The sequence below is a fragment of the Clostridium sp. FP2 genome (assembly GCF_011065955.2).
GTDB classification, from domain to species: Bacteria; Bacillota; Clostridia; order Clostridiales; family Clostridiaceae; genus Clostridium_AD; species Clostridium_AD tagluense.
Genome location: NZ_JAAMNI020000001.1, coordinates 3926557 through 3940121, shown reverse-complemented (window position 1 = coordinate 3940121; position 13565 = coordinate 3926557). Strand labels below are relative to the sequence as shown.

The window sequence follows — 13565 nt, the reverse complement described above, 5'->3', positions numbered from 1 at the left end:
TTTTGAATATATACAATTTAATATAGAAAAAGGTGATATAAATCACCTTTTCAAACTATTGTTCAATATACCAATCTTCAACATTTAAGAAATCTACATAGGTAGTTGGATTAAAATTCTTTAACTTAGGATTATAAGCTTTTACTACGTTTTGAGAATATAAATAAACCCAGGGAAGCTCTTTATTCATTAGTATTCCGAAATCTTCATAAGTTTTTTTACGTTCTTTTGTATCTAATGTAGAAAGGCCTTTCTGTATTAAGTCATCAGCTTTTGCATTTTTGAAGGACGAAATATTCCAAGCAAATTCACCTTTCTTATCAGATGCAGATGTTGAATGCCAGTATGGCTTAGGATCAGGGTCAGAGCCTAATACATTAGCCATTAAGTATAAGTCAAATTGGTGATTTCCAACAACCTGATCCATTAATGTAGGGAATTCCATGCTTTGTAATTCGACTTTTACTCCCACATCTTTTAGGCTTTTTTGAATAATTGAAGCACATTGTTCTCTACTTTTATCTCCAACTGGATATTTAAGTACAACCTTAAATTCTTCATTTTTAGCATTTTCTAAAGTACCATTAGCATCTTTGTCATTCCAGCCAGCTTCTTTAAGTAAGGATTTAGATTTATTAAGGTTAAAATCATAAGAATTTAATAAATCAGCTTTTGGATAAGCCCAGCTAGTTGGTACGATAGTTGTATTAACTATTTTTCCATTACCTTCTAATAATTTGTCTAAAATTAATTTTCTATCAATAGCGTATGTAAATGCTTGCCTAACTTTGACATCCTTAAATTTATCTTGTCTTAAATTAAAGCCCATATATTGAAACTTATTATTTGGGTAAGAAACTACGTCTAATTTATCCGCTTTAAGACCTTCTATATCTTTTTTCTTTAGTGTAGATATATCAGCAATATCTACAGTGCCATTTGCAAGTTCAGCTTGTGCAGTTTCTTGATTGCTTACTTTAAATATAAATTTCTTAGTTTTAGCTTTATTTCCATAGTAGCCATCAAAACTTTCTAATTGAACAGATTGCCCAGGTTCAAAAGTTACAAGTTTATAAGGTCCTGAACCAACAGGTTTATTTAATAAATCTTTTTTTTCTTTCCAAGTAGCGATAGGTGCTTTTTCCCAAATATGTTTAGGAATTATACCCATTCCACCGATGTTAACAAGTCCTGGGGAATATACTTCTTCAAATTGAAATTTAATAGTATAATCATCAACTATCTGTATACCTTCAATGCTTTTAGATTTACCTTCATGATAAGCTTTTGCTCCTTTAATTTTTTCAACATCGCCATATCTAGAACCAGTGTAGCCCTTATCTGCCATGCTAGTAAATGTGAACGCTATATCTTTTGTAGTTAAGTTTTGCCCATCATGCCATTTTGCTGCTTTTTTTAATTTAAATGTTATTGTCATGTTATCTGGAGATATTGTGTAGCTTTCAGCTAAATCACAATGTAAATTTAGATCTTTATCAAATTTAAGTAAGGATGAATATGTAAGGTCTAATACTGCATCATCGTATTGGGTATCTGATAATAGAGGATTAAATACCCCGGTAGGTGCACTCCATAGTGCATATACAATTTTATCTTTAACCGCTTTAGTCTTTTGGGAAACATCAGTTTTTGCTCCATTAGTAGTTTTGTTATTATTTCCACAGCCAACTAAAACTGTTGAAAGCATTAACGTTGCCAAGGCTATTGATAATATTTTTTTTCTATTCAAAACAGTCACCTCTTCTTTAAAGTATATTATATTTTGCAATAAATAGTGGATTTTGTGGATAAAGTAAGTTTAATGCAAACATGTATATGTTAGTTGAATTTGAAAGAAATGTCAAACTGTATTGGGTATAACTATTGAAGGGTGTCTTTCTATTAAAAAATTAAATCACAAAAAGTGGCTATGAAATTTCATAACCACTTTTCGTGATTTAATTATTTGATTAATGGTTGAATACTATCAAATAAATCTTTACTAGCTTCTATTGCTTTTGTATTACCAAAAGTTGTAATTTTATTTTCCTTTAATCCATCTTCAAACATTTGAGCATAGGATTTTAGATCATCAGTAGTTGTATTTAGAATTTTATTTATACAATTTTGACGATAATCATCGTTTACTCCACTAAAGTATAAATCATCAGACGCAGAAGCCTTTTCATATATTGATTTTGGTGTATAGTAACCTTTTAAAGCATCTAATTTATATTGATTTAATTGCATTGGTGATATCTTATCAGCATTTCTCAAAAATTCAGATATCATTTTTATATCTTGGAAAGATTCTTTAACTCTTGGGTCTCTATAAGTAAATATAGACATTTCTCCAGTCTCATCAGCTGATAGATAAGCACCATATGCACCACCTTTAACTCTCAAAGTATCCCATAAGAATGAGTTTACAAGAGGGGTCAATACTTGAAGGCTTCCTTTAGCATTGTATCCTAAATCTTTGTAGTTAAAAGATTGAATGTTATAGTTAATAGGAGATTCAATTGTATATGCTTCTTTTTTGCTATTAAATTTAAATTTATAATTCTGAGTAGTTAATTTATCAGAAGGAAGATTAGCAATAATGTTTGCTAAGTTATTATGAAACTTGTTAAATTCATTATCGTCAGCAGTTAAACTTAAAGTTAAATTGTTTTTATTGAAAATAGTTTTTGAAACCTCTTCAAGATTTTTAACTATTCCATCATAGTTTACATCGAAATTTTTATTTAATTCACTAATGAAATTATAGTATTCAACACCATCTAAGCTATTCATATATGCAGAATATGCACTGTTATTACTTGAATTCTTATTGAGTGCTAAAGAGATAGCACTGTTTGCAATTGAAGAATCTAAGTTTGTTTTAATGTTATTTATTGTTTGTTTTAATTTTTCTTTGTCATTTATCTTAGTATCCTTAATGACATCTAACATTAGGTTTATTGCATTTGGTGCATTTTCGTTTAAAGAAGTTGCACTTACTTGCATGGTTGGAGCATAAGTGTTTTTATGATTAATTGAAGAATAAGCTTGTGCCGAAATACTAAGACCATTTGAGTATTTTGCACTTAATTTTTTTAATTCATCTTGAGTGTGAGTTTTTGTATCCATATTACCAAGTATGGAAGATAATAATTTTATATAAGGAATTTGAACTTGCTTAACTGATGTTGTATCAAAGTGTAATGATAAATTGTTTGTTCCATTTGTATACATTGGATGATAAAGTACTTTAACTCCATCTACACTTTTTAGCTCAAGTGGTGTTTTAGTGATTTTAGGAGTTAGAGAATCAACATTAATCATTGGAAGCTTTGATAATACTTCAGGTGACTCAGGCGTTGATTGCCACTGCTTTAATTCAAGGTTTGATTTAATTAATGCATTCAAATCTTCTTTACTTAAAGATGATCTATAGTCCGCTAATTTCTTTACTTCTGCTTCTTTTTCTTTATCATTTAAACCAGGTACCGCTTTAAATGTTACTAAAGAGGTGAATTTGTTATTTACAAATTTATCATCAATTATCTTTTCAAAATAACGAGTTTTAGAAGCGTTTTTTAAAGTTTCCATCATTGCATCATTGGATTTAAAAGGTGATAACATATTTGTATCATAAGCAAAACCCATGCTAACAAGACCATATAATGATTTTCCAGTCTCTTTAGTATATGCTTTACCAAGCTTATCAGATAATTCAAAGCTATTTAAGGTAGAATCTAATAATTCTTTATCAATACCTTGTTTTGAGATTTCTTTTAATGAATTCATAACTGTTTTTTCGAATAAATCTTTTTGCTTTCTATCTGTGTTAGATGCCAAAATTGTTGTAACACATTGTGCTTGTCCAGGATTTGAAAATGCACTTATATTTTGAAAACCAGCAGCTCTTAAATCTTTATGTAAAATAGAATTTTCATTATTTAAAACTAAAGATGTAAATAATTGAGTACCTACTAATTGTTCTAAATTAGAAGCATCACCAGTAACAAAGTTTAACGTAAGATAGTCTTTATTATCTGCTGGTTGTTCTTTTGGAATTCCGTATTCTGCTTCATAGTACTTTCTTTCAGTAAATGGTGTTTGCTTAACTATTGTTGAGTCAACAGTAGTTTTGGTAATTTTGCTTAAAAAGCTCTCATCAATATGTTTTAATTTATCATCTAAAGGTGTATCACCATATATGAATATAAAACTATTCGATGGATTATAATATTTTTTATAAAAATCAACAAGTTCTTTATATGATAATTTAGTTATATTCTTTGGGTCCCCACCAGATACAAAATTGTAGGTTGTATTAGGAAGTAAACTTCTATTAATTGCAACGATTAGTTGTTGCTCAGGTGAACTCATTGCACCTTTCATTTCATTAAGTACAACACCTGTATCTTCAATTGGATTTTTCTCATCAGTTATTTCATGATGCCAAGCTTCTTCCCTAAAAATATTTTCTGAGGATTGAACTCTTGCATTATAAACTATATCAAGATATACATCCATTAGATTATTAAATTCTTGCTCATTTACTGTAGCAAATGGATAGAAGGTTCTATCAGCTTGTGTATATCCATTCATTTCGTTGGAAAGAGAACCATTTAAAAAATATGTAAGTAGTTGTTTAACAGGATATTTATTAGAGCCACCCATTAATAGTGAATGTTCTAATATGTGTGGTTTACCAGTATTGTCGTCAGTAGGTGTTCTGAAAGTTACTGCGAAGTATTTATTTTCGTCAGCATTTTTAAACTGAACAAGTCTAGCACCACTTTTTACATGCTCAAATATTCTGCCTACAGCATTATAGTCTTTTAACTTACCATCTTCAATAAGCTTAAAGCCATGATAAACTTGACCAACCTTATAGTTTTCCAAAAGTTCTTTAGTAACAGTTTTAACTGGTGCTACTTGTGTAGTGGTTGTTTTTGCACTTACAGAAATAATAGGATTTGCTAGTGTTCCCATAAAGAACATAATAGTAAGAGCGCTACAAAAAATTCTTAATTTTTTCATTTTTTTCCCCCTAGTATATTTAAGTTTACCGTATTAAATTTAAGGTGTATTATTTTATACAGTATTATATATAATACTCCTTATTTTGGCAAATTTCAACTTAATAATCTTAAAAATGGGGGTGGATGGTTTCTAAATTACAGACTCCCTAAATTAGTTCTGAAATTTGCTTTATAATTTGAGCTGTATTATTGAGCTCAGCTATACTACTATTAATTTCTTCAATACTTGCAGCTTGTGTTTCAAAAAGTTTGTTATTCTCATATAAGTTATTTGTAATACTTTCAATTGAAGTTTTAAGTTTGTTTAAAACAGTGTTAATCTCCTTTATAGACTGACTACTAGAACTTGATAGATTTCTTATTTCATTAGCAACAACACCAAAGCCTTTACCTAGTTCTCCAGCTCTGGCTGATTCTATTGCAGCATTTAGACCTAATAAATTTGTTTGTTTTGATATGTTTTGAACAAAACCTATAATTTCATCGGTCTTTTTCATATACTCATTGGTTTCATTTACTTCATCTAATATATTATTACTAGATATAGCTACATCTTGTATTGCAGATGACACACCGCCAATAACATTTGAAATTTCATTAAAAGAACTTATAAAAGTTTCAGCATGAGCGTTTATATCATCGCCCCAAGCTCTTTTACCTATAGCTATACTGCCTATTATTTTCCCGGATCTATTTTTTATAGGTGTTGCTACAGCTTTTATAGCTACACCAAAGTATTCTTTAGGCAAAATTTTCACTATTGTTTTATTTTCTTGCATACATTGATATGCAGGAATATCCTTTGGTAATATATCTCCTTCTCCATAATTTCCACCTGGAGCAGATTCATTTTTTGAGATTTTAATTATTTTTTCCGTGTCAGAAAGTAATAAACTTAAATCATTATTAAATAGTGCACTAATAGAAGGTAGTAAAAAACCTATGTTTAGAAGTATGTCCTCATCTTCAAAAATATTCATATACAAAAACTCCTTTTTTACTTAATATTTTCATTATAGAGTAATTTATAATAAAAAACAAACAAAAAACGAATAAAAAAATATCAGTGTCGGTTCTATGATATTACTCATAATGCTACCCTTTCAATTTTGATATATATAGGTGAATAATACTTTATTTCAATGACATAATAATGGCTAATGCTCTTTTAAATATTAGAATTAATTAAGTTGATATTTAATGATATAATTGTATAGAAAAGTAGTTTTAAAATAAATATAAAGGTGTGTTGAAATGAAAGAACTAATTAATGCAATCCATAAAATAATGCAGCAAGAGATTATAAAATTAGTTATAAGCAATAAAATGAATGTGGATGTTACCTACAATAAAATAACATTTGTATTAAAGGAAAATGATGCGAAGCAATATTATCAAATAGAAAAATCCACTGACAAGCAAGTTTTTCATGAAAATATTGATATGGATATTTTAGAAGAAAAACTTTTAGAATATGTATCATCTAATTATAAACAAGTTGATGCTTGGTCAAATGTAGCTACATTTGAATTGAAAATATCTAAAAAAGGCAAAGTTCATTTGGGCATGAAAAAAAGTGATAATGTAAAACTGGTTAATAAGGAACATAACAAAGAAAAAAATTATATTCTTAAAGAGGGAATGATAATAGAGCCTCTTATAGATTTAGGTATTTTTACAAAAGAAGGCAGAGTTGTTAATTCAAAATATGATAAGTATAAGCAAATAAACAGGTTTGTTGAAATTATCGATGATGAGATTAAGAATAATGATTTTAAGGAACTTACTATATTAGATTTTGGTTGTGGGAAGTCTTATTTAACATTTGTACTATATTACTATTTTGTACAAATTAAAAAGATTAATGTAAAAATGATTGGACTTGATCTTAAGGAAGATGTAATTGAAAAATGTAATGATATAGCTAAAAAATATAATTATGAAAACTTACATTTTGAGCTAGGGGATATAAATGGGTTCAAATATAATAATAAGGTTGATATGGTTATTACATTGCATGCATGTGATACAGCTACTGATTATGCACTATATAATGCAATAAAGTGGGATAGCAAGATGATTTTCTCTGTTCCTTGCTGTCAACATGAAATTAATAGTCAAATTAAAACAGAGTCATTATCAATATTAACAAAGTATGGAATAGTTCAAGAAAGGATTTCAGCACTTATGACAGATTCAGTAAGAGCCAATCTTTTAGAATGCGTTGGATACAAAACTCAGCTTCTAGAATTTATAGATATATCGCATTCTCCTAAAAACATATTAATTAGAGCTTCAAAAGTTAATATATCTGTGGATAAAAGAGAAAAAGCACTAGCAGAAGTTAATGCTTTAATAAATCAATTTAATCTAAATCCAACCTTATTCAATTTATTAAAAAAGGATAATTTAATTTGATTTTTATAATTAATATTATATTATAAGAAGAAAAAATACAAAAGAAAGTAGAGGGGATGCAAAAATGTTAACAATATATGCAGTATCGGATTCAATAGGAGAAACAGCGGAACTTGTAGCTAAATCAGTAGCAAGTCAGTTTCCAGATAGTGTAATAGTAAAAAAGATACCTCATATCAGAACGGCTGAGGATGTTAATAATTTTATTAGTAAAATAGATGCTAATTCCAAAGCAATGGTTATTTCAACTATAATTATGGTAGATGTAAAAGAGTTTTTAGTTCAAAGATGCGTAGAAAAAGGGATATTTGTATCAAATGTTTTAGGACCAGGAATAGGCCTGGCTTCTAAGCTATTGAATAAGCAGCCAGAATATATTCCAGGGGCAATATGGAACATGGATGAGGAGTATTATAAAAGAATAGAAGCTATGGAGTTTGCTATACATTATGATGATAGTCGTGATTATAATGGAATAAAACATGCGGACGTAATTCTTATAGGAGTATCAAGAACTTCAAAAACCCCATTATGTATGTATTTGGCTAATAAGGGTATTAAAGCAATAAACATACCTTTAATGCCAGAAATTCCTGTTCCAGAGGAGTTATACAGCATTCCTGGAAAGAAGATAATAGGGCTTAAAATAGATCCTTTTGTGCTTATTGAAATAAGAAAACATAGAATGGATAAATTTAATGGACTTAATTCTAGCTTCCAATATGCTAATGATGCAAGAATACTGGATGAGTTAGATTATGCAGAAAAAATAATGAAAAAAACAAGATGCCTAACAATTGATGTTACTAAAAGAGCTATAGAGGATACAGCTTTGATTATTATGAAGAGCATAGGCCATAATCAATAAGAAATGAAACTTGAGAACCTCCTTGATAAGATATTAAAATAGTTACTTTTGTAAAAATAAAAAGAAGGTTTCCTTTTTACTAAAGGGAAACCTTCTTAAATATATTGCTTATATAATTATCAATTATGCTTTGTTCGCACGCATTACTTTGTCGAAAAGTGGGCTAAGGAAGCAAAGCAATACGCCGGAAGCAATTGTTACTACCGTTACGAAACCAAATACCTGAAGTCCGCCCCAAGTTTTAACAAAGGCAGCAGCCATACCTGCAATATAGTTACCCATACCTGTGGCAAATAACCATACTCCCATCATAAGAGCTGCAATTTGCTTTGGTGCAAGTTTACTAACCATTGAAAGTCCAACTGGAGATAAGAACATTTCTCCAACGGTGTGCAATGTATATGCACCTATAAGCCAAAGGATATTCGCTTTAATTGCTGCATTAGTTGAATTACCTCTTTCCATTGCTGCACCAACCATAAGTGCAAAACCAATACCCAGTAGAATTAAGCCATACCCCATTTTAGTTGCAGTGGGTATGTCTCCTTTTGGCCTTTTTGCAAGTCGTACAAAGAGCATTGCAAAAAGAGGGCCAAGAACAACACACAAGAAGGGATTTATAGATTGGAACCAACTTGTAGGTACTTCAAAACCACCTACGTTTCTGTTTATAAAATCATTTGTGTAAATTGTTAAGCTTGAACCAGCTTGTTCAAATCCTGCCCAGAAAATAATTACAAAGAAAGAAAGAACGAAAATTGCAATAACGCTTTTCTTTTCATCTTTTGTTAAAGCGCCTTTCTTAGCCTGAGTGGAAGCTTTTTTAGCTTGTGCTTTTTTAACAGCAACTTCCTTATTAAATGCTCCAACATCACCAAGAGCTTTTTTGGCAAATAAAATATAAAGAAGTGTTCCTATAAGCATCCCTATTCCTGCTGCAAGGAAACCATATTTATAACCATAGCTTATCACTTCTGTTCCCTTTGTAACTGCAAAAGTTTTTTCTGCAAGAGTACCACATATAAGTGGCGCAAAGAAAGCACCAATATTGATAAATGTGTAGAAAATCGAGTAGGCTCCGTCTTTTCTAGGATCGTTGTTTCCATAAAAGTCTCCTACTATAGATGTAATATTCGGTTTCCAAAATCCATTACCAATGATCATAAGTCCAAGTGCCACAAGAACCATTGTTTTTCCGTGTGCAGCAAAGAGTGCGAACATTCCACCTGCTATAAATAGTGATCCGATAAAGAAGGTTTTTCTTTTCCCCCAAAAATTGTCTGCTACATAACCTCCTGCCAGTGGTGCAAAATAAACAAACATAGTGAAACTAGCATACAGTGAAGATGCAGTTGCTGTGTCAAGGCCTAATCCGCCTTTAACCGCTGATGTCGCAAGATATAGTATTAAAAGTCCTCTCATACCATAGTAGCTGAATCTCTCAAAAATTTGTAACACTGAGATGAACCAGAATCCAATAGGATAACTTTGTCTGTTGCTTAATGATTGCTGTTGGGTGTTTGTAGCAGTAGCCATGATAAATCCCCCTTAATTTTTTTGGATACTTATTCACCATAGAAATTTTATTATTATAATATACTTATAAATGCAATATTATGAATATTCTATGTAAACGTATCCAAATTTTTTTATGTTTTCCAAAAATTATTTTAACATACGCAATATACAAAATGCAACATTAAATACTAAAATATTTTTTTCCGAAATTGGAGAAAGGAAATTAAAAATAAGGATCTACATATTACAATAACTTGTTAATAATGTCTGCAGATATCTAAGGTTAGTTAAGTTTATTAATGAAAACAATATATTGACATTATTATATATAAATTGTAGTATAAGGTTATAATACAATTTGTAGATAATGGAGTAATATTATAGAAAATAGTAACCCGACAATTTCAGAAGTTGAAATGGAAATTAAAGATGGTGTTAACTCTTACTTGTAGGGTTGTAAAAAAAGGAATATTAAAAATAGATAAAAGAGGCAAAACTAATTACTATACTGAGGTCATGTCAGCGAAAAGTAGAAAGGAGAGAGTGAGAATGATTAAAAAGCCTAAAAGATTGGTAAATTTAATAGCTTTAACAACAGCAGTAGTTGTAGCAGTTACAGGAGCGTTTGTAGGTACTGCGCTAGGTAAAACAAAAGAAAATAAAAATTCCAATGATTTTGCAGTAATGGTTAAGGATAAGAGTTTATGGGCAGTGAATTTATCCAAATTAGACAAGGAAGTATTAGTAGATAAGGATGGAGTATTTAAAAATCCTAGTATTTCGCCGGATGGAGTAAATGTTGCTTATACAAAAGATGAAAATCTTTATATAGCTGAAATTGACTTAATAAAAGGACAGAAAAAACCTATTAAAGTTGCGGACAAGGTGGTAAGTTATGCATGGGGAAAGGATACGGATTTAGCATACGGAACACAAAAGGGTGGACTTAATGGGTTTAATTTAAAAACCCAAAAATCTTCTATTTATATTAAAAGTGAAGAATATTATGAAGATATGGTAAGTGATAAAAAGGGAAATATATATGGAGAAGTATATAGACATTACACAAAGGATGATGGTCAATATATTGAACCAAAAGGACTTATAAGATATGATTTAGATTTAGCTAAGGAAAGTTTAATAGTAAAATCTAAGCCTTGGAATAATGAAACAGGAGATATGGGTTTAGCGCCTAGGGCTGCCGGAGTTTCAAAGGATGGAGCTTATGTTTATATATGGTGCAGGGTTCGTTCCGGATCAACAAACGCTGATGGAGTTCCTTTTGGAGTGTATGATGTGAAAAATAATAAGTTTACACCTTTTAGTAATGAACAAGTATATGCATTAGCTTATAAAGATAATTTAGCTATAAATCCTATAGATGGAAAGATGCCTGTGGTTAATAATGGTGGCGTAAGAGATATGAATGTTAACAAAACTATAGGAACGGTAGATGTAACAAATGGAATATTCAATCCTATTTTACCAGAGAACATGATATCTACTACTAAGGACCCATACAATATTATGGCTAAAGGTATGGTTACAATGACCCCATCTTTCTCACCAGATGGAAAAAAAGTTATATACTCAGCTTCTAATGCCAGTAGTGATGCTGAGCAGTGGTTAAAGGCACCACACAATATATATACTGTAGATTTGAAAACTAAAAATGTAGAAAAAATAACCAAAGGGAATAATTTTGATTTTGCGCCTAATTATATTTCTAAGGGATCAGGCATTGTATTCGCTAGAAAGACTGGTGAAAATATGATTTCTCTATTTAGACTAAAAGGAAATAAAGAGGAATGTATAGCAAAAGCTATTAAATTAGATGAGTATAGTTGGTATTATGGGCATTGCAAACTAGAAGAAAGTTTGGATATTTATACATTTAGTTAGATATGATGAGCCTCAATAATTATTGAGGCTCATTTAACTTACATAGCTTTTATTTATAATTTTATTATTCCAATTGAATTAAAAAAAACAATAATAAGAAGGCATGGTGATATAAATTTAATAAAAATATATATAATATTTAGGACAAGGTCATTATTTAAGGTTCCTTGATTTGATAGCTCTAGTTTAAAATCTTCTTTTTTAACAAAGTATCCAACGTAAATTGCTATCAAAAGACCTCCTATTGGGAGTAATATATTAGAAGATATAAAATCGAAGGAATCGAAAAATCCTCTTTGCCCTAGTATATGAATATTACCAAGGACACTTGTGGGATGAGCTGATAATGTTGCAAGTATTCCAACCACCATCATTATGCTGGTTGTAAGTAATACTGCGTTCTTTCTACCAATACCCTTTTCTTCCGTAAAATACGCAACTGGAACTTCAACCATAGAAATCATTGCTGTTGTAGCTGCAATAGCAGTTAAAAAGAAAAATGCTACCAATAATACACTACCAAAAGGTATTTTTGAAAATACAAGTGGTATGGTCTTAAATAGAAGCCCAGGACCTTCACTAGGTGTCAAACCAAAGGAGAATACAGCTGGGAATATTGCAATCCCTGCCAGTATGGAAATTAAAGAGTCAGATAGTGCAACTTTTGCTGAAGTTGCTATCATATTATTACTCTGCGTGAAATAACTTCCATAAGTAAGCATTGTTCCCATTCCCAATGATAATTTAAAAAATGCCAAACCAAGAGCAGCGAGTATTACAGGTCCAGTTAACTGCGTAAAATCAACATGGAATAAAAATTTTAAGCCTTGAGATGCGCCTGGAAGTGTTAATGCTCTTACATCGCAGATAAGAATTAATATAAATAATACCGGCATAAGCGTTTTTGTTATTCTTTCAATTCCATTTTTAACTCCTGCAATTAGAATTATCGAAACCACGCTGAGAACTATAAACTGCCATACAATTGGAGATAGTGGTCCAACTAAAGTGGACATGAATTTTGTGTTGGCTGTAACCAAAGTAACTCCAGCAAAATCACCCTTTATTGCTTTGAAAACATAGGAATAAACCCACCCAGCAACAGAACTATAAAAAAATGCAATTAGAAATGCTGAAGCTACTCCCATAAATCCAATAGTTTTCCACCCTTTAGAAGCATTTAACTTTTTAAAAGCTCCCACTGCATTCTTTCTAGACTTCCTACCAATGTAAAATTCACATGACATAATTGGAATACCAACTAGTACAACACATAAAAGGTACACTAAGAGAAACGCTCCTCCGCCATTTGACCCAATTAAATAAGGAAATTTCCATATGTTACCTAGACCTACTGCTGAACCCAGTGTTGCAAAAAAAACTGCAAACCCTGTTGAAAATGTTTCTCTTTTGTTCTTCTCCTCCATTACATATCACTCCTTTTTATATTTAATTAAACAGTTGTTGGTAAAACTATTTGAAGGGATCAAATTTATATTTGGTGAAATAGTATAAAATAATATAAAAAAAACAGACATGTCTTTTCACTATGACGCGAAAAGATGTCCGCGATACTACTTAAATTTATAACTCTAATTTTTGATAGAATAATCCTAAAAATTTATACTTGACTTTAATTTTAAACTTTAAGGCTATTTTCTGCAAACAATAGCTTTTTCAGCATTTTTAATACTATAACATGTATATATTATTAAATCAACAGAGAAATGAAATATTTAAAACTATTTCCTTCAATTTTCTCACATTTAACTATAGTTATACCATTTTTCTGATTGAATATCTTATTCCAAAATTCTTAAACA

At 30.2% G+C, this 13565-nt stretch carries 8 protein-coding genes; 3 read left to right on the top strand and 5 right to left on the bottom strand.

Annotation, left to right across the window (positions count from 1 at the left end; translation table 11 throughout):
- Nucleotides 1-55: 55 nt before the first annotated feature.
- The 3 genes from G9F71_RS18765 to G9F71_RS18755 form a co-directional block, all read right to left on the bottom strand.
- Nucleotides 56-1750, bottom strand: a complete 1695-nt coding sequence (locus tag G9F71_RS18765; RefSeq protein ID WP_164951604.1) for an ABC transporter substrate-binding protein — start codon at nt 1748-1750, stop codon at nt 56-58.
- A 212-nt stretch (nt 1751-1962) separates the two neighbouring features.
- The gene (locus G9F71_RS18760; protein WP_164951605.1) at nt 1963-5034 is read right to left on the bottom strand and encodes an insulinase family protein; all 3072 of its coding nucleotides are present in this window, start codon (nt 5032-5034) and stop codon (nt 1963-1965) included.
- A 148-nt stretch (nt 5035-5182) separates the two neighbouring features.
- Nucleotides 5183-6016, bottom strand: coding sequence for a methyl-accepting chemotaxis protein (locus tag G9F71_RS18755; RefSeq protein ID WP_164951606.1), 834 nt, complete (start codon nt 6014-6016; stop codon nt 5183-5185).
- 274 nt (nt 6017-6290) lie between these two features.
- On the opposite strand from G9F71_RS18755, the gene G9F71_RS18750 reads away from it, so the two are divergent.
- Together G9F71_RS18750 and G9F71_RS18745 are read left to right on the top strand one after the other, a co-directional pair.
- Entirely contained in the window at nt 6291-7454 is a 1164-nt protein-coding gene (locus G9F71_RS18750; RefSeq protein ID WP_125004902.1) for a class I SAM-dependent methyltransferase, read from the top strand.
- Between the two features lie 64 nt (nt 7455-7518).
- Nucleotides 7519-8322 (top strand): pyruvate, water dikinase regulatory protein, encoded by an 804-nt coding sequence (locus G9F71_RS18745; protein ID WP_125004900.1) that lies wholly within the window; start codon nt 7519-7521, stop codon nt 8320-8322.
- Nucleotides 8323-8445: 123 nt separating this feature from the next.
- Here G9F71_RS18745 and G9F71_RS18740 read toward each other — a convergent pair whose 3' ends face one another.
- Nucleotides 8446-9858 (bottom strand): peptide MFS transporter, encoded by a 1413-nt coding sequence (locus tag G9F71_RS18740; protein ID WP_164951607.1) that lies wholly within the window; start codon nt 9856-9858, stop codon nt 8446-8448.
- 393 nt (nt 9859-10251) lie between these two features.
- On the opposite strand from G9F71_RS18740, the gene G9F71_RS18735 reads away from it, so the two are divergent.
- Complete coding sequence (locus G9F71_RS18735; protein WP_224626489.1) at nt 10252-11742, top strand: hypothetical protein; 1491 nt, start codon at nt 10252-10254, stop codon at nt 11740-11742.
- A 53-nt stretch (nt 11743-11795) separates the two neighbouring features.
- On the opposite strand, the gene G9F71_RS18730 is transcribed toward G9F71_RS18735, so the two are convergent.
- Nucleotides 11796-13169, bottom strand: coding sequence for a sodium-dependent transporter (locus G9F71_RS18730; RefSeq protein ID WP_164951609.1), 1374 nt, complete (start codon nt 13167-13169; stop codon nt 11796-11798).
- Nucleotides 13170-13565 lie beyond the last annotated feature (396 nt).